We start from the raw sequence: 19,220 nt of genomic DNA, 5'->3' as shown, positions 1-19,220 counted from the left end.
AATATGAACCGTAGGATATAAATGAAATATGGGGGAATCCCCATTAATTTGATCAGTATATATAGCTCATATATCCAATGACCCGAATATCAGAATGATTACCTGTTCTCAGCAAGCATGATCTTAACAAGACCTGCTGCAATATCCATGGTAGTACAATCCTCATCAAGCATTTTTTCTACCCAGTGGACATATTTGCCCAGATGACCTTCATCAATGGTTTCTTTGACCCGGTTTGCAAGCATACCTGCCTTGATCTCCTCGGCATCGCTTCTGGTAGGAACCTTCTTGCACTTTATCTTGGTCTTGGTATACTTCTGGATATTCTTGATCTTGTAGATTTCCCTTGCAGTGACAAAAGTAAGTGCAATTCCCTGCCTTCCTGCACGGCCGGTCCTTCCTATCCTGTGAACATATGATTCTTCATCCTGTGGCATATCAAAATTGAATACAACCTCAATATTCTCCACATCGATACCACGTGCAGCCACATCAGTAGCAACAAGTGTTTCGATCTCACCTTTCCTGAAACTAGCCATTACTTTTTCTCTCTGGGTCTGCTTCATATCACCGTGAAGACCATCTGCAAGATACCCTCTGGCCTTTAGAGTGGTAACAAGATCATCAACCATTCTCTTAGTATTACAGAATACAAGAGAAGACTTCACATCATAGATATCGATCATCCTGCAAAGAACATCAGGTTTCATATGATGCTTTACCTCAAAATAGGACTGCTCCATGTTTGGAACAGTAACTACCTTATGAATTGTCTTTACAAGCGTAGGGTTCTGCTGATACTGCTTTGTAAGCCTCATTATTGGCTTTGGCATGGTTGCAGAGAAAAGAATGGTCTGCCTTGTTTCAGGAACACTGCTAAGAATAGTCTCGATATCTTCCCTGAAACCCATATCCAGCATTTCATCGGCTTCATCAAGCACGATCATATCAACGCCGTTAAGCTTCAGTGTCTTTCTCTCAATGTGATCCAGAACCCTTCCAGGAGTACCGATAACTATCTGGACACCCTTTCTGAGAGCCTTGATCTGTCTGTCAATATTCTGTCCGCCGTAAACCGGAAGTATCTTTACATTCAGATACTTGGCAAGTTTGCCCATCTCTTCTGCAACCTGGTTTGCAAGTTCCCTTGTAGGACATAGTACAAGTGCCTGTGTCTTCTTGCTATTAGGATTTACCATTTCAAGAGCAGGAATTCCGAAAGCCGCTGTTTTTCCTGTACCTGTCTGGGCCTGTCCGATGACATCCCTGCCTTCCATAATAAAAGGTATTGACTGGGCCTGGATAGGAGTTGGCTCCTCAAAACCCAGTTCTTCAATTGCTTTTTCAAGATTTCGTGATAAATGAAGGTCTTTGAAAGTTGATGATTCCATATTAATAATTCCTGTGATGATACGGCCTTATGCAAAACACAGGATGAGATAAATCATCACAACGGTTTCCAATTTGGCCATGCTTCAAAATAAAGTCTTTGAGTCTTTAAACGTTCCAAATTGTTTTGGTAAAGCAAAACAAAAAAGATCTGTGCTCTCTTAATAGCAACAATGGAATTAAGCTTGTCGGTTATAAAGCAAATTGAGATGATGGCTCTACAGATTTAAAATCATCATCTCAACTTTGTCCAAAAATCTCCTAGAGACTTAGTGTGCATTTACAGTTGGATTTTCTGCAGAAATAGCAGTAATCTGATCGATATCAACATATATCAAGCCTTGTGCATTGTCATCTAGGAGAATATAATACTTTCCAATCTCATTGAGTTTTCCTGAATAACTTAAGGAATAACAATATATCTTTACATCCTCTCCAAGATGTTCTCTAAGCAGATCTGATGTTGTATTGTGCCAGTCCCAATAAACTTCATAGCTTCTGACATTCTCGTATTTGATGGGCTCGGAATTGACAATTCGAACTTCCTGAACATCATCTCCATTATCATTATCTGAAGTTACAGTATTATCCGGTGCATTCGAATTGTTTTCAATCATTTGATTGGTCTGGCTGTCTGCGAGGCAGCCTGCAATTGCTACTGTGACAAGTAACATAAATACAATAAATACCTTTTTAGAATCCATGCTCTACCTTCTTTGAATAAATGATAGGGTGATTTGTAATAAAATTACACTACTATATGAATATATTGATTTTCGATCATTATCTGTTTTAGCAATATAATAACCTTACAATTTTGAGCAGAAATAACAGTAACTCTTATCAGAAATAGCAGTAATCCTGTCAATATCAATATAAACTAACCCACAATAATAGTCATCCATTAGAATATAGTATTTACTAACTTCCTTTAGTACTCCGGAATAACTTAACGAGTGACTATAAACCGTAATCTTTTTTCCAATTCGCTCTTCTAACATATCTGAAGTATGATGGTGCCAGTCCCAATAAACTTTAGAATCATTAACACTGCTAAACTTAATAGGCTCGGAGCCAACTATCTGACTATCCAGAATTCGATCCATATTTTCATTTAGCAGGGCCCCATCATAATTTGATGATTCCACATTGGCCCTTGATACCTGACTTTCAGCAAGACATCCTGCAGCTGCAACAAAAACCAGCAGCAGAACTAAAACAAACATTTTTTTAGAATTCATGTCTCTGATGTTACATCTTTAAGATTAATATAGTCTCCTCAAACCAATTTACATATTAATGAAATAACCTGTATTTTTTTCTAATTGAATGGAAGATTTCAATGCATCCAATTGATCTTGGGCTTGCTTCAATGAAGCACAGTGCTCCATTTCAGATGATTTTTCACCAAGCTTACTGATATCATGAATAATATCTTCAATAATCCATGGTTCCATTCTATTCCCGGCACATGCAACTCCAATTGAACCAATTGAATCGATAACCTTTGCAGATTCACTATCAAGATCCTCATTCAATCCCTTCTGACCGATATCATACAGATGATTAATAACAGTAGAGAGAATATTCTTCTGGTTTACATCAGCAGCAACCACACCTATCTGCTCCAGTGAAGATGAAGCCTCAAGTATTGCTTCCCGTTTGTCACTTTTTTCAAGCTCATTCCATAACAATTCCAGATTTCTGATAACAATGAAAGTAGCATCTTCATCATAATGGTTCAAAGTGAACTTACCAAACCTTGCAAGTCTGGAAAATATGTAATTTGCTATTATTTTAAGTTCAGTGGGCTCAAGATCTTCATTAGAAAATATTTCCTTTGACCTGAGGCCTATGATGTTCAACCCATTCCTTGTTGTTTCAAAATCATGGTTCAGCATAGAACTGCTCACAATATCGATCAATGGTTGTATCGGGTCTTTTTCCAGTGGATCGGCCGCATCCGAACTGATAGCAGTTGTAATATTGCCAGCTGTCAGTTTCATTGCCTGCATATTCAGTAAAGTTGAAGGTTTGAGTGTTTTGAGTGTTCTGAAAAGATACGGGAACAATATTAAAAATGAAAATATCCCTGTATAATATACAAATGAGATATGCATATCTATCTCCCTATTACCTTCATCCGGAATTGATTTTAAGATAAAAAGGCCATAACTCATTGATACAATATATGCAATCATCAAAATCCAGAAATCTGGATTATATAACTTGAGAAGGTCTATCATTCTCACAGAGTAGGAGCTGGAAGCCAGTTCCACAGCAACAAGACTTAAAGTCACAATTATTGCCATTATAGCTGCTTCACTCTGTATCAGGGCACTTATCATGTAACGTGCACTTGCCATATTATAATCTGAAGAACCGAACTCACTGACAAGATAATGAGAAAGCCCTGAACTGACCAAGAACAGAAGAACATAGAAAAATATACGTTTTAACCACAAATACAGAACATCTGCAGAAATCTTTTCATCTATTAATAATCTAAATGATTTTGTACTATTGATAGTATTCATTCCTTAAGCAGTAGTCATTTTTTATGACAACCATGCAATACTGCCATTTTAATTGGTATCTGTTTTAGTATCTGTTTTCAGAACATATGTAATTATGGGCTGCTACAAAAATCATAAACCGATACAAACTGTTAGAAACTGACAGTAAATTTGAATTGTAGAAATTTATTTATAAATAAAGGTCAGAGATAATTGTGGGAAAAGGGAAAAGTCTGCGAAGAAAAAGCTGTTACTACCAGACCAATCCATTCTTTAGACTAAAACCAGATGTGGGGTAATATCATGCCTGAGTGGGTAGCTGCCGTTAAGGAAGAAGATCTTAAAGAAGAGAAAATAAAAGTTGTGAACACCGGTAATAAGCAAATAGCTCTGATAAGGAAGAACAATCAAATATATGCACTTGATAACGAATGTCCTCATCAGGGATGTCCTCTTAAAAGTGGCACACTTGATGATTACACGCTCAAATGTGCATGTCACAATTGGGGTTTTGACATAAGGACCGGTGAGAATGTCGATACAGGAGAATATATCGACATGGATGATCCTAAGGTTGACACTTATGAGATAAAGATTGAGAACGGAATCATCTCAGTTTTCGTCTGAAAATAGAACTAATCCACATTTTAATTTTTTAAAGGCTAGTTTTCTGAAACTAAATGAAAATATATTTATATTCATGTGAATAAACATTGAATATTTCCATCTTGGAGGTGAACCTTCAAATATCTTAAAAATTGGTGATTCACTCAGAGGACTGAAAGGAATATTATAAATGAATATTTTTTTGAAATTAATACATTTTATTCAGATAATATTTCAGGATCATAGCTACGAATTGGTTTGAAGTTTTAGTAATTATTTAATAAGTACAATGCGTTTTAGTCTCAACTGTGAGACAATAAGGACATTACGAACAACAAGAACAATATTATAGAAAAAACGAACCATTATAATAACGGGAGGGTTATATTGAATAAATTGATCACTATTTTTTTACTAGCACTTTTCCTCATCGCCGCTGGCTGTGCTGAAGTGCAGAACAATACTAACGAAAATGCTGTATCTGATAGTGCCACAATAGTGCGTCTTTCATACGGTGCTTACACATTACCTGAAATGGCAGTTCAGAAACTGGTAGTGAACTCCACATCAGTTGAATTCAGTTATTACAATTACCAGGATGAACTGACAGCCAGATATGTCAAACCTGTTGATCAGGAAACCAGAGATAAACTGGTTGCTCTTTTTAATGAGAACAACTTCATGGAACTTAATGAACTCTATGAACCAAAGGACGGAATGCCCATCGTTGCGGATACAGGTACACTTGAGATCCAGGTTATTCAGGGAGATGCTACAAAAATAGTCAAGGTTCAACCTTATGCTTCCGAATACATGCCAGATGGCTTAAACAGGATAAATGATGAACTTCTTAAACTGAGACAATACGTAATGTCACCTACTGAAGATGAACTAAAAGAAATTGCCAGCGAATGGATAATGGAAGCACCAACTTACAGCTTTGATGGTTCTGATCTTGAATTTGTCAAATACAATGTCAGTGTAGAGAATCCCAGTGAGTCCACCCTATCATATAAATTCACAAGCAGCCACGGTGGCTATGGAAACAGATCCGGACAGATGGTAACTCAAGTAATAACCGAGCACAGTATCGAATTGGTGCTGTATAACAGGAATGTGATGACCGCAACAATTGACGGTGTATGGGATGAAGTTAACCAGGTAATGCTGGAGCAAACTGTCACAATGGTATCAGGAGAAATGAACTGCAATGAAACACCATGGCAGAACTGGTATGCTGAAGGTAATATCAACTTCTTCAAAGAACCAACAGAAGAAGAACTTGCAATTGCATACTTTGGCACTGTGTATAACATAGAAATTTCAGATCTGAGCTCTGACATTCTCAATGATGGAAAATGTCAATACACAATGAAAGTAAAAGAAAGTGCCGTGAAACCACTTACAGAAATAGGATGGCAGGAGGCTTAAAGCCTTCTGACATTAAATTGATTCCTTTTTTTATTTTAGTTGACTAACATAATATTTAAAGAAGCTCTCAACTGTTACTGTTGTCACATCTGTATCAGTATTTCCGGCATTGTCCATTATGGTCAATGTTACAGTGTAGACACCTGTCTTTGTATATGTATGGAAAGGAGTTGCATCAACTGAAGTGCTACCATCCCCGAAATCCCAGATATATGACATGATAGTTCCGTCAGGATCATAGGAATCTGTACCTGTTAATTTAATCTTTTTACCAACTCTTGTTGTATACGGACCATTTGCATCTGCAATGGGTGGCAAATCTGAAGGAAGGACTTGAATTGTCATAACCGCTGTGTCATTCAGATAACCATCGCTTACCATTACTTCAACAGAATGCTCACCTACCTGAGTGGCATCAGGAATCCACATTAAGTTACCAGTGGAACTATTAAATGATGCACCGGCTGGAAGTGAAGTGGCTGAGAATATCAGAATATCTTTATCTGCATCAGTTACCTGTAATGTCAGATCCAGCAGATCACTCTCTTTAACCTGAACCAATCCAGGATTGGTCAAAATAGGTTTTGAATCAACAAGAACCGTTGCCGGATTTGAGACAAATTGCATAGGATTTGATGATGAATCACTCAATATCACATTTTGAAGACCAATATCAAAAAAGCCGGTTTCTTTTCCGGCAACAACAGTCATTTCTACAACTGTACCGGCATTTGTTGCTGAGATGTTACCAAGAACTGCTGAATATACTGTTCCTGAAGAAATTGATGAAGAAGTAGTTTTTAGTTCAAATGCCACAGTAGCTCCTGATTGGGAGAACAGGTCCCCTTCATTCACACTGATCACTGAATAATCCGAAGAAGGAAGTGACAGGTCAAATTGCACACCTGATACAGGATTTACCGGATCAATACTGACATCAATCGTGAACGAATTTCCCGGTTCAACCTCATAACTGGAAGGTATGACGCTTATTTCACTGACAGAAAACTCTGCAGAACTGCTGTCATCTACCAATCCAGGAAAAATAACCACAGCTATTAATGTAAATATTGTAAGTAAATTAAATCGTTTTGAAGAATCCATAAAGGCACCTATATGAAGGAACCTTTGTTTGTGCTTATTAGTGTAATGAACATGAAATGTGGATTCATGTACACAAAAAACTTAATATTGTCATCTGAAAAACATTAGCAAGAACAGGAAAAACAGAATTATGAAGATATCAAAGGCTTTACAGAAGAAGTGACAGGCACTTGCCATAAAATGAAGGTTGTGGAGTTGGAGGTAGAATTGATGGCGTTTTGACCCTTAATCCTGTAAAGCCTATGATTTTTAATTGTGGAGTTAATTTTGAATTGATAATTGTAAGATTTCTCGTTTTTGAAATATAAAGGAAAGAAGTTTTCGTAAAGAAAACTTCTAGTCCTGGTTTTAAATTTAGAGAGCGTAGTTCTCTGGCTTGAAGACTGGTACTTCTGCCTTGAATCTCTCCATGCATTCGCTCATGAATGTCTCGGATTCTGAGGTGATTGCGTCGAGCTCTGAGGTTGCCTTTGCGAGTGCACCGAGTTCGAACTTTGTCATCTCAAGACCCTCTGCGTTGTTCAGGAGGTCACAGCATGCTACTGCAGCATTCTTTGCACGGAGGAAGACATCGTCTGCGTCCTTTACGATTGCTTCACCGACGGTGTATGCGTTGTCGTATGCAAGTACATATGACTGTGGGTCTCTGAATCTGTCGGAAGCCATGAGGAGGTCTCTGAGGATCTTCTCGTTTCCTGACTTAAGAGCTGTGTTCATAAGAGCACAGTCGTAGTTGAGGGACTCGGACCAGCACTGTACTGTTGTACCACCGAATTCACCGTGGTATTCAACGGACTCGTTTGACCAGAGGTCACAGCACTGCATGATAAGGTTACCCATTACATCGGAGTGTGCACAGGTTGAAGTCTTACCTTCAAAGGACATTGGCATACCAGAGATTGCCTTTACGATGATGTTCTCGTATCCACAGTCCTTTCCTGGACCTACTGCGCCAGCCTCGTATGCTGCGAGTGATCTTGGAGCGGAGATTGCTCTTGCGAGGATTGCAAGGGTGTGTGCAAGATTCTTGTCAAGGAGACCACCTGCAATGAACATTGCAGTGTTTGCCTGTGCACAGTCTGTGTCACCAGCAGCTATTACGCCCTTCTTCTGTGCGACACTTGCGATTTCCTGCCAGAGGTATTCCATGTCCATGGTACCAAGGCAACCGATTGCGTAGAGCATACCTGGAACGTCGTTCCTGAGTACTGCGTAGTCGAAGATTTCCTTTCCACCCATTGATTCGATGGAGAGAAGGTCTGCGCCGCTTTCTGCGATCTGCTCGAAGGACTCCATGACGGTTGTCATCTTGTCGCCTCTGAGCTCCATGAACTCTTTGTGTTCTCTGATGTCACCAGGGGTGTGTCTCAGTGCACATTTGATTCCATATTCTTCATGGTACTCTTCCATGATGGTCTTCTGTGCGTGTGCTACAGCTGCTCCCCATGATGGGTTGTTGGTCATCTGCTGAACGTGCTCTGTCTCAAGTACTACGGATGGGAAACCGACCTGGACCATTCTTGCCATGATGTCTTTTGTAATCCTCTGGTACTCGTTTACGAGTTTCTCCATGGACTCACCAGCTTCTGGCCTTGGTGCGTAGTTTACTTCTGCAGTTGTGTATCCTGCTCCGATCTCGAGGTCAAGACCTGCTTTCACAGGTAATTTTGCGTTACCGAAGACCATTTCATCTGCTTCGGAGTATGCCATTGATGTAAATCTTTTAATTGCCATTTGTAATCACCTTAGTGGTTGTGGAATTTTGCTCTGAGTGCTGCAATGTCTGCGCCTGCAAGGATAGCGTCTGCCATCTTTGGTGCATCTGCTGCTTCTTCACCGTATACACCGAGTGAGTAGGTTGATACGAAGTCCTGGTTTACTGCTCCGCCACCACATGCGAATGGCATTGTGATTCCGCTCTCGACGAGAAGGTCGTTTACTTCCTTGAATGCATACATGGTTGTTGTCATGAGTGCAGTTCCGGTCATCATGATTGGCTTGTGTTCCTTTACAGCTGCGAGTGCTTCTGCGGATGGTACGTCTCTTCCGAGATCGATAACTTCATATCCGTTTGCCCTGAGGAGAGCTGCTACGATTGACTTACCGATGTCGTGTACGTCACCTTCTGCGACCATACAGACAACCTTGCCCTTCTGGACAGGTGCTTCGTTGGACTGGCCCTTACAGAACTCGATACCTTCGAGCATTGCATCTGCTGACATCATTACGTTTGGAAGGAAGATTACACCCTGGTCGTAAAGGTCTGTTACTACCTTCATACCTACCATAAGTGCATCGTCGATGAGTGCGATTGGGTCCTTGCCTGCTGCGATAGCTGCCTCGAGACCTTCGATAACATCATCTTCTTCACCCTCAAAGATCGCTTCTGCGATTGGCTTGTATAACTCCTCTTTTGGATAGAGTTCTGCTGCCGCCTCTTCAGGGGTCATTGATTTTTCCATTTTAACGTTGTATCTGATAAGGATACCTTCTTTGTCTACTATTAACATTCTATACCTCCTTCAATTTGGATAGTCTATTTTCTTGAGCTTGAGTCAAGCTCAATCCAATCTACACAAAAAGGTTCTTCCGAACCTCAAATCATGCACTTTTTTTATGATATATAAAGGTTCCCTTGCTAAGATACACATATATAAAACTATTTATTTGCCATACATAATTACAAATTAATTCCAACTAAATACAAGGCTATTAGATAGCGTTTAGTATACATTTATGTTTACATGTACATCTTCAACTACAATATAGAGACGAATGTTTATATATAATGAACCTAAAAGCAGCCCATAAAAACTGATATAAAAAGAAATGTACACAAAATAATAGATTTTAGTAAAAATTAACAGATAATAGTCAATTATAAGGGTTATTGATGGCGTTTATCAATAATAAAGAATATTGCTGGATTTTTAATTCAATAAATTACCGATGTCTTTATATATAACAAATTTTCGAACTTTATAGCTAGAAGAAATGAATTTAATAATGTAATTGATAAAATCTCTATTTGAAAAATGAATATGAATGAAAATGAATGTTAAAACTAAAATACATAATAAATTATATATTGCTATTTATTTTTACAGATAGAATTGCACTAAAAAAGAGAACTCGACCAAAAGGATTATATTATACCTTTTCACGGGAGACGCATATCGTTATTGGATCATCTTCCAGTTGCCCCATTGAACAGTTCATCTCAACAGCCACAAGTTCACCAGAAACAGCCTCAAAAGGAATTGCACAGACCTTTGCCCTGCCTTCCAGTATAGATTTGATTTCAGTTGCGGCTTCAAGGAGCACTTTCTGAGGATAGAGATTGATAAGATTCATCCCAATAAGCTCATTTTTGGAGTAGCCAAGTCTTGTGAACGTGTGAGGATTTGCATAGAGGATACAACCATCAGCATCAAGCATGAAAACCATGTCCTCCATGACATCAAAAATAACCTGCAGGTTCCTGATATTCTTCTGGACATCTGCCTGTTCACGCATGCGCCCTATCACAGGACCGATTTGAGATGCCACAGTCTCAAGAGAATCCCTTACTTCAAAAGGAACAGCATAAACGCTATGAGATGACAGCATTAATATTGCCACAAGTTCCATACCATATCTAATAGGAACCAGGGCGGTTGCTTCAAGACCTTCAGAACTCTGTTTTTCCCCGGGAATCATGGAAGTCAGCTCATAGTATCTTGTATATAGGGGATATTCCGTCTTCAACAGGCGGGCATGGATGGATTTTCCACCATAATGCCTTGCGCTTTTAACGAACTCAGCCGAAAGACCGGAATGAGCAACTATATTCATATCACCTGTTTCCCCGTCGACAAGATAGAGAGCGCCGCAGTCCAGGTTATCCATCTGGGTAGTGAATTCCACAAGCTGCGAGAACATGTCCCCAACATCACCAAGAGGACTGAAAAGCATCCCTACATCATTACCGATCTGCATGAAGTTATTCACATTCTTGCGCTCAGTGATATCTACAATAATACCCTGAATATACTGGAGATTTCCTTCTGCATCACGTTTCAGAACTGACCTTTCATCTACCCAGCGTACCTCACCTGCTTTTGTAAGTATGCGATACTCGAAAGAAAGGTTATCTTCACCTGAAAAGATATCATACTCCATAGTAAGCCTTTCCACATCAGAAGGATGAATGATATCGCCATAAAGGATCTTACCTGACATCAGGTCCTCTGCCTGGTAACCGAACTGTGATATGTTCTCTGAAACGAATTCCACTTTCCAGTCTTCGTCAGGCTTCCAGAAAAAGACAACCGCAGGACTGCTCTTGATTACAGTTTCAAGTACTTTTTGTACCTCGATAAGTTCAAGGAGTTCCCTTTCTTTTTCCTTCTGGTCGGTTATGTCCCTGATAATTGCCATTATAGCAGGTGCACCTTCATGATCGATAATTGAAGAGTTGATCTCAGCAGGAGTATTGCTACCTTCCTTTGAAACAAGCTCGATCTCATATTTCAGTGAAGACTTGCGTTTCTTTTCAAGGCTCCTCCTGAATTTGTTCATAACAAGCCGCTTGTACTCCAGTGAAAGGAAATCCTCAAAAGGCCTGCGAAGTATTTCAGTCTTTGAAAAACCAGTTATATCGCAGAACTTCATATTGGCAAAAACAAGTACACCGTTCTGAACAATAATAATACCGTCATTACCTTCTTCTACAAGGGAGGAATATTTCTTTTCAGAGGCTTTTAGTTCAGCTTCAGTCTGTTTTCTCTCAGAGATGTCCCTGACAGTCATCATTACAGAGGGCATTTCCTCATGTAATATATACGCAAGACTGATCTCAGCCGGGAAGATCTCATCTGCCTTTGTCAGAAACTCAAGTTCATCATTTCTACGGATGCTATGTTTATCTTTCAAGACCTTTTTGATACGTTTTCCTATCATGCGCCTGTAATCTACCGGCACAAGATCTGTGAATGTCTTGTCGAGTAATTCCATTCGTGAATAGCCCGTTAGCTCAGAGAACTTTGAATTTGCAAACTTAAAGGACAGATCATGTAGAATTATTATACCGTCATTGCCCTTTTCAACAAGTGTGGAATATTTTTCCTCGGAAGCTTTTAGTTCTGCTTCGGCACGTTTTCTCTCAGAGATGTCCCTGACAGCCACCATCACAGAAGGCTGGTGTTCATGTACTATATAGGAAAGACTGATCTCTGCAGAAAATGTTCCACCCTCTGTTTTGGAAAATTCAACCTCATCATTGCGCTTTGTACTGCGCATATCTCTGAGAACTTTCTTGAGTCGAATACCTATCATACGATGATATTCCAGAGGGACAAAATCCAGAAGATTCTTACCTGAAAGTTTGTTTTCTTCAATTCCGATCATCTGGGAGAATTTTGAGTTTGCAAAACCAAGATCCCCTTTTCTGTTTACGATAAGAATACCATCATTTCCCTTTTCGACAAGAGTGGAATACTTTTCTTCTGAAGCACGGAGTTTTGCTTCAGCCATTTTTTGTGGAGTTATATCTTCTATTGAAACCAGAATTAACTTCTTTCTATCCATACCCGTATCAAGAAGGCGGGCAGTAAGTTTCATTGTACGGTTTCCAAGGCCATCTATACTACAGCCAACTTCAATAGAATCAAAGAAATACTCATCCTGAAGGGCTTTATCAAAAAAAGAGCTCAGCTCATTCCTGTTTGAATTATTCAAACTTAAAAAATGCTTTCCTTCAGTATTTTCAGGTTTCAACTTGAAAAGTTCGTAGAAATATCGGTTAGCAGAAAAAACGTGAAATGTGCTGTCAAGAATTAAAAGAGGATGCTGTATACCGTCAACTATGCTTTTGCAATAGCTCTTTTCTTTATCTGTGTCGAACTCAAAACTCCTTTTTATAGATATGATCCCATGATAAAGGCAACCATCATCCCGGGAAAGTTCAACTGTTCTTTCACTGACCTCACATATCTTACCGTCAGCGGATCTCAATCTATAATCTGCAGCAAAAAAAGGACTATTATTATCTTTAGTATACTGAGTATACTTGTGCATTACAGCCTCAATGTCAGAGGGATAAATAATATCCATAAAACCAGATTTTCCAGATATTAGATCATCTGGGTGATAACCTAAAAGGGATATGTTTTCAGAAACTGAGATAACATGCTTTTTATCAGCTCCTTTCCAGAGAAAAGAGATAATAGCGTCAGACATTCGGCAATCAGTATTCCCATTAAGCAAAGAATACTTATTTTCCTGTATTTTTTCAGAGCTGATAATGTGACCCCCGCGCTGCGCCATTTGTTCCCTTACGACATAAGATTTAATGGCATCTCACTTACAATTATAAAGATATTGCAAAGATTTGTTATTATTATATGCAAAAGCTCCTTTCTTACATTTCATATAAATATCACAAAAAAGGAGATATTAAATACATGGAGTTGAAAAGCATAAATTGGCTCTCATCTGAATGCCATACTTCCTTCAATCCAATCTACACAAGAGGGATCTGTCTTTGGATGTGAGCCACCTCTTTTTAATGCTTAACCATGCATAATAGTTTCAATGTACATGAAACTGTTCCCTTAGCTCATCTATACTTTTATCCTTGAGAATAGAATCTGCAATTTTAGGCACCAATGCAGCATCTTCACAATAGATGCCAAGTTCATAGTTCATGACAAAATCCTGGGTCACAGCACCTCCACCACATACAAGAGGTATTCTGATATCATTATCGAGAAGCCGGTTGTTAAGTTCCATAAAAGAATACATGGTAGTTGTCATCAGGGAAGTGCCTGTGATCATTATAGGTCTGTATTTTAGTACGGCGCTGATAACTTCATCAGTGGGCACATCACTTCCAAGATCAATGACTTCGTATCCATTGGATTTCAGAAGCACTGTAAGTATCTTCTTGCCGATATCATGTATGTCACCTTCCACAACATAGGAAACAACAGTACCCTTACATTCATGAGTCTTACCTGATATCTGTTTACAATATTCAATACCATCTGTCATTGCATGGGATGCTATCATCACATCCGGAAGGAACAGGTTCCCATCCTCATATAACTGGGATACTATATCCATTCCCACCATAAGCGCATCATCGATGAGAGATATAGGGTCTTTGCCTTTTTTTACGGCATCTTTGAGGGTAACTATAACCTCGTCCTCATCACCTTCAAAAACCGCTTCAACTATATTCCTTAAAAGAATATCTACGGGGAATAGTTCTCTTGCTATCTCATCAGGGGTTAATTCACTTTCTAACTTAACATTGTACCTGACAAGGATACCCGTTGGGTCTATATCTAGCATTGAACCTCCTTTGTACTTTCTCGTTTTTAAACAATGCATACCGTTCACAGTTTGTGGACGTCTGTAATGAAGTATAATGTATATACATTATACCAATGGCTACTTTAAGTGCAAGTCTGATATGTAAAGTTAACGTCTAAAAAATGAGAAATATATTTCTTACTCATCAATATCACAGTTAAAAATCATCATCATTTGTCATTATAGAGATCAAACAAATATTAATAGAGTTCAAATTAGTGTGCAATAACCATTTTTAAAAAAAATCCTATAGTTACAGATACATGAAAGAGTATATTTAAAAATAAAATATGTTGCTGAGGAAATACTTTTCTTCCGGATCTATTTGTTTTCCCCTTTATCTGAATCTTCCCATAACCCGAAGAGGTTTCCCTCAGTATCAAGGCAAATTGCAAGAGCACCCCAGTCCGGGACTGGCATTTTGTTCAGAACCTGACCACCGGCCTGTTCGATCTTGGACGCATATTTCTCAATTGAATCAACCCCAATATACGCAGCTATCCTCTGATCAGGTTCACCACGAAGCCCCATTCCTCCATGAATACCTTCATTTCCATCAAGATCTTTGGTACTGAATAGATAGTAATCCATGTCAGGTGATGGTTTCTCAAATGTCCATTCAAAAATATCGGAATAGAATCTTTTGGCTCTCTCCACATTATCCGTTGGTATATCAATATGTATAAACGCAGGCATTTTTAAACCCCCATTAAAACTTGTATCCCTAAATATTAATATCTTTGTCATAGTATCAAAACCATGTCCACCGAATGCTTTATAGCTTATATGGATATTTCCAGTCTATGAGTCAGGGTTCTAAAAAAGCTTATTTTGAACTGATAACAGGCTCGGTCCTGTTCGGACTTCTGGGAGTTTTTGTTGAATATCTTAAAGACGTTCCCACAGGACCCATGATATTTTACAAGCAATTTTTTGGTTTGGTATCACTGCTTATCTTTATCGTATTAACCGGAAAGCTATCCCAAATTGTACCACGCAGGAAAAAAAAGTATATTCTACTTCTTGGATTTATCAATACATGCACGATATTTTCATACTTCACCTGCATCAAATATACCAGCTTTTCAGTTGCAATACTGATGCTATACACAGCACCCATGTATGTAACCCTGCTTTCACCGCTGGTGCTTAAAGAGAAAATAACAAGAAAAGGTGTTGTTGCATTAATACTATCATTGACCGGTCTTCTCTTTATTGTTAATATAGGAAATGTTGTAACAGGAATTAGTCTTGGAATCAACGGTAACAACGGTTACCTAATAGGAATTGCCGCAGGAATTCTGTCCGGTCTTTCATTTGGAAGTGAGATAGTAACTATAAGATATATCAAGGATGATTACTCAAGTGTTGCCCTGCTTTTCTGGTATACTTTTATTGGAGTGATCCTATTGATCCCTTTATCAGGTGGTGTCCCGCAACCAGTCATCATAGACAACATGCCAATGCTGATATTCTTTGGTATTATCAATACGGCCATCGCGGCACTTCTTTATGTTAGCGGCATTTCCCAGATAGAAGCACAAAAGGGAAGTATCCTTGCATTGCTTGAACCGGTGAGTGGTATCTTTTTTGATTATACCATCGTTCATACCCCACTACTTATGAATACGATAATAGGATGTGTTTTCATTCTCTTTGGAGCCTACATTGCAGTAATGGAAAAAAGCCCGAAGATATTCGGGAAATACTTTAAGATACAGGTTTAAAAGGAGAGAAACTATTTTCTTTTTTGTATCATTCACCAGAGATCAATAATTAAGCTTAAATATCTATTTCAACATAATTTGAAGTATTCACCGCTGATATGAAAAGATTGGCGATGGATTAACACTGTTAACTTCAAAAACAATGGAGATTATGCCATGAGGATGCTAGAAGAATTCTTCCCGGAATTTACCGAAAAACTTGATGAGATCGACAAACTTTACGCTGAAAACAGACCCGTTGATGAGAAAACATACCAGTTCCTCTGCTTTGCACTTTCCATCAAAGCAAGGTCAAAGCCCTGTGTTCTTAAGCATTTCAAGGGTGCACTGGATGCCGGAGCAACCGTAAAAGAGCTTTCCTATATACTCGCTCTTACAATGAGAGAAGCCGCGGGTGCAGATGACTGCTGGACTCATGATGTGATCGGTGACTGGAAAGAAATAATGAAAGGCAATGTCTGCTGCAGTTGTTCAGGAGACGAAGAGAAATAAATTACCGACATCTTTTCTTTTTACTTTTTTTTATTTTCTGATTTTCTGTATTAGCATTGATATTGATATAGAACTGCTGAAAAATCAGTGTTTTTTGATTTTAACAAAAACTTTTAAACCCAGTACGGTTCAATCCATTACTTAACAATAGAATAACGTCTTAAAAAGACCGTTATCTGATAAATTACTACAGGAGAGAAAATATGCCATCTAGCGTTAAAGTTAATTCAACAATATGCGGATTTAAACATAAGATCAATGGGCAGCTTGAAGGAAAAGAAATAATAACTGATATCGAAACAGACTGTGCCAAAGTAGCCAAGATCGCGCATATGGAGATTCCTAAAAAACAGACAATGAACATTAAGGAGAACTATGCCATGGACCAGGCAAAAGATACATGCTGTGCAATATGTATTGTCCCTGCAGCAGTCATGTATGTGTGCAAAATGGAATTGGGTATGCTTTCAAAGAACCTGGCAAAACAAGCAGGTACAGTTGATATCGATTTCACTGAAGGATAATAATTTTTGTAACATTGACTTCATAGAATATCTTTATTTGGAAAGTAGAAATAAGCTTGAATCCTGACATATATTACAGCTGTGTACCAATTGATCTAGCTAGAACTATGTTGCCGGTACTCAGTGCCTTTTTTCCTCCACATAATTCATGTGGAACTAACATTTAAACTGTTTCTTTTCGTTCTGTAATATCCTGGATAACACCCATATAATGTGTAGCAACACCATCATCATTACGCTGAATGAATGTTTGCTCTTCCACCCATCTCTCATCTCCCGATTTTGTCCTAATCCTGTATTCCTTTACAAAAACCTTGCCACCTTCTTTTACAACATCTGAAAGCTCTATTTGAATATAGGGCAGATCATGAGGATTGACTATATCACCATAAAGGATTTCTCCTGAAAGAAATTCCTCAACTGAGTATCCGAACTGGTTTATGTTATCTGAAACAAACTCAACCGGCCAGAGCTCATTTTCATCCTCTGGCTCTGCTTTCCACAAAAAAGCTACCACAGGACTGTGGTTAATGATTATTTCAAGGGCTTGCTTTCTTTCCAGAAGTTCATCCTGTTTTTTAAGTGACTGTCGCAGAGCAATTTCATTTTCTTTCTCTTTTGTGATATCCTGGACAATTCCCTGAAAATGAGTTACATTCCCGGCCCTGTCCCTGAGGATGAAAGTTTTTTCACTTACCCACAAGGTCTTATTATCTCTTGTTATCAGGCGATATTCCTTATCATAATAGTCACTACCGCTATCGCACTGCTCAGCAAGTGTATTTTTAACCATTTCATAGTCATCCGGATGTATGAGGTCACTATACATGATACGACCTTCTACAAAATCCTCAACAGGATAACCAAGTTTTGAAACATTGTCAGAAGCATAATCTGCAGGCCAGAACTGCTCGTTCCTCCACAGAAATACCATGATGGAGCTATTATTGATGATCTCTTCCAGAAGCTGCTTTTTCTTCAATGCTTCCTGCAAGGTCCGTTCTTTTTCTTTCTGCTCAGTTATGTCGAAGATCGTACCCTGGTAGTGTGCCACTTTACCGGTTTTATCGCGAAGTACATAAGTTCTCTCATTTACCCAACGTACTTCACCGGACTTTAATATGATCCTGTATTTATGGTCAAAGAAATCTGCCCCTTCATTACATTGCTCAGTAAGAGATTTCCGCAAACTATGCAGGTCATCAGGATGAACTATATCTGCATAAAAAACGTCACCGGAAAGAAAATCATCTGCTGTATAGCCTAAGAGCTCCACGTTACCTGAAACATACTCCACCGGCCATTCTTCCTCTTCATTAGGACCCCCTGCTTTCCAGAGAAAAGAAATAACAGGACTTTTATCTCTTATCTTTTCAAGTTCCTCTTTTCTTTCAAGTACTTTTTCCAATGAACTTTCAGAATCTTCTTTCCCACCTTGAGATGATGTATCCGACATCATATACCCCCATATAATCATTTGTCCGATTAGTTAATAAGACTATCCACAAAGACCATTTAGTAAAAACAAGATCAGAACATTAAATTAAAATATATTATTTACTGAAATATCTGAAAATCGTATGATAATGTAGGCTACATTCTGCTGGGAATATAAACGAAAATATAAAAACAATCAGAATGAAGAAGGATTCTTACCTGAAAAAAACAAAAGGCAAAAAACTATTAAAAAATATCCGGCAGTTTTTGTAAATCATCATTCTTTGAACTCAATTGTCATTGTTTCAACCTGTTTTGCAAGGGTCTTTGAAATCATTCCAGACTCCAGCCTGCATACATGCAATACTCCGGTAGGCAAGATACAACCAGGACAGCAATGAGCTTCCTGCGCCCTGTCCATCACATAATTATCCTTGACATCCAGGGTTTCCATCATTGGAATTTCCATACTTGACATTTGTTTTACCTTTGAACAGGGCGTTTCAATATCTACTATGATGTTCTTTCCATCAAATTTTCCATTAATTATATGGATGAAACCACATATACTTGAGTTTACGTGTACTACAGACGTCATGTAAAAATCTCCTGTTTCCTAGTTTTATTCTGGATCCTAA

17 protein-coding genes are annotated in these 19,220 nt (G+C 38.6%); 5 read left to right on the top strand and 12 right to left on the bottom strand.

Annotated features, from left to right (window positions below; translation table 11 throughout):
- Positions 1-98: 98 nt before the first annotated feature.
- The 4 genes from BLP52_RS11145 to BLP52_RS11130 form a co-directional block, all read right to left on the bottom strand.
- Entirely contained in the window at positions 99-1,391 is a 1,293-nt protein-coding gene (locus BLP52_RS11145) for a DEAD/DEAH box helicase (protein ID WP_091710571.1), read from the bottom strand.
- Between the two features lie 267 nt (positions 1,392-1,658).
- Positions 1,659-2,093 carry a hypothetical protein gene (locus BLP52_RS11140; RefSeq protein WP_091710570.1) on the bottom strand — a complete coding sequence of 145 codons (435 nt, stop codon included), beginning with the start codon at positions 2,091-2,093 and terminating at the stop codon, positions 1,659-1,661.
- Between the two features lie 105 nt (positions 2,094-2,198).
- Positions 2,199-2,630 carry a hypothetical protein gene (locus BLP52_RS11135; protein ID WP_091710569.1) on the bottom strand — a complete coding sequence of 144 codons (432 nt, stop codon included), beginning with the start codon at positions 2,628-2,630 and terminating at the stop codon, positions 2,199-2,201.
- A gap of 48 nt (positions 2,631-2,678) precedes the next feature.
- A complete protein-coding gene (locus tag BLP52_RS11130) occupies positions 2,679-3,815 on the bottom strand; it encodes a hypothetical protein (protein ID WP_154717858.1) in 1,137 nt (378 codons plus the stop codon).
- Positions 3,816-4,208: 393 nt separating this feature from the next.
- Between BLP52_RS11130 and BLP52_RS11125 the strand changes: the two genes are divergently transcribed.
- Positions 4,209-4,532 carry a Rieske (2Fe-2S) protein gene (locus tag BLP52_RS11125; protein WP_091710567.1) on the top strand — a complete coding sequence of 108 codons (324 nt, stop codon included), beginning with the start codon at positions 4,209-4,211 and terminating at the stop codon, positions 4,530-4,532.
- Between the two features lie 366 nt (positions 4,533-4,898).
- Entirely contained in the window at positions 4,899-5,942 is a 1,044-nt protein-coding gene (locus BLP52_RS11120) for a hypothetical protein (protein WP_091710566.1), read from the top strand.
- A gap of 30 nt (positions 5,943-5,972) precedes the next feature.
- Here BLP52_RS11120 and BLP52_RS11115 read toward each other — a convergent pair whose 3' ends face one another.
- The 6 genes from BLP52_RS11115 to BLP52_RS11090 all read right to left on the bottom strand — a co-directional run bounded on the left by BLP52_RS11115 (position 5,973) and on the right by BLP52_RS11090 (position 15,098).
- On the bottom strand, positions 5,973-7,046 hold the full coding sequence (locus BLP52_RS11115) for a PKD domain-containing protein (protein ID WP_091710565.1): 1,074 nt from the start codon (positions 7,044-7,046) through the stop codon (positions 5,973-5,975).
- A gap of 354 nt (positions 7,047-7,400) precedes the next feature.
- The gene (gene mtaB, locus BLP52_RS11110; protein ID WP_091710564.1) at positions 7,401-8,780 is read right to left on the bottom strand and encodes a methanol--corrinoid protein co-methyltransferase MtaB; all 1,380 of its coding nucleotides are present in this window, start codon (positions 8,778-8,780) and stop codon (positions 7,401-7,403) included.
- Positions 8,781-8,791: 11 nt separating this feature from the next.
- Positions 8,792-9,556 carry a methanol--corrinoid protein MtaC gene (gene mtaC, locus BLP52_RS11105; protein WP_091710563.1) on the bottom strand — a complete coding sequence of 255 codons (765 nt, stop codon included), beginning with the start codon at positions 9,554-9,556 and terminating at the stop codon, positions 8,792-8,794.
- Between the two features lie 640 nt (positions 9,557-10,196).
- Positions 10,197-13,352: a PAS domain S-box protein gene (locus BLP52_RS11100; RefSeq protein ID WP_091710562.1), complete on the bottom strand. Its 3,156-nt coding sequence runs from the start codon at positions 13,350-13,352 to the stop codon at positions 10,197-10,199.
- 264 nt (positions 13,353-13,616) lie between these two features.
- Complete coding sequence (gene mtaC, locus BLP52_RS11095; protein WP_091710561.1) at positions 13,617-14,381, bottom strand: methanol--corrinoid protein MtaC; 765 nt, start codon at positions 14,379-14,381, stop codon at positions 13,617-13,619.
- A gap of 342 nt (positions 14,382-14,723) precedes the next feature.
- On the bottom strand, positions 14,724-15,098 hold the full coding sequence (locus tag BLP52_RS11090; RefSeq protein WP_091710560.1) for a VOC family protein: 375 nt from the start codon (positions 15,096-15,098) through the stop codon (positions 14,724-14,726).
- 107 nt (positions 15,099-15,205) lie between these two features.
- On the opposite strand from BLP52_RS11090, the gene BLP52_RS11085 reads away from it, so the two are divergent.
- The 3 genes from BLP52_RS11085 (at position 15,206) to BLP52_RS11075 (ending at position 17,145) form a co-directional block, all read left to right on the top strand.
- Positions 15,206-16,129 carry a DMT family transporter gene (locus tag BLP52_RS11085; protein WP_162272980.1) on the top strand — a complete coding sequence of 308 codons (924 nt, stop codon included), beginning with the start codon at positions 15,206-15,208 and terminating at the stop codon, positions 16,127-16,129.
- A 156-nt stretch (positions 16,130-16,285) separates the two neighbouring features.
- Complete coding sequence (locus BLP52_RS11080; protein WP_091710558.1) at positions 16,286-16,621, top strand: carboxymuconolactone decarboxylase family protein; 336 nt, start codon at positions 16,286-16,288, stop codon at positions 16,619-16,621.
- Between the two features lie 203 nt (positions 16,622-16,824).
- Positions 16,825-17,145 (top strand): DUF6951 family protein, encoded by a 321-nt coding sequence (locus BLP52_RS11075; RefSeq protein ID WP_091710557.1) that lies wholly within the window; start codon positions 16,825-16,827, stop codon positions 17,143-17,145.
- Between the two features lie 163 nt (positions 17,146-17,308).
- Here the strand turns inward: BLP52_RS11075 and BLP52_RS11070 are convergent, their stop codons facing one another.
- Both BLP52_RS11070 and BLP52_RS11065 read right to left on the bottom strand, forming a co-directional pair.
- Positions 17,309-18,604, bottom strand: coding sequence for a PAS domain-containing protein (locus tag BLP52_RS11070; RefSeq protein ID WP_238380810.1), 1,296 nt, complete (start codon positions 18,602-18,604; stop codon positions 17,309-17,311).
- Positions 18,605-18,859: 255 nt separating this feature from the next.
- Positions 18,860-19,180 (bottom strand): DUF6951 family protein, encoded by a 321-nt coding sequence (locus tag BLP52_RS11065; protein ID WP_091710555.1) that lies wholly within the window; start codon positions 19,178-19,180, stop codon positions 18,860-18,862.
- Between the last annotated feature and the right edge of the window lie 40 nt (positions 19,181-19,220).

The organism is Methanolobus vulcani (assembly GCF_900100715.1).
GTDB classification, from domain to species: domain Archaea; phylum Halobacteriota; class Methanosarcinia; order Methanosarcinales; family Methanosarcinaceae; genus Methanolobus; species Methanolobus vulcani.
The sequence above is the reverse complement of the archived record's forward strand: the minus strand, read 5'-3'. Positions and strand labels throughout refer to the sequence as shown.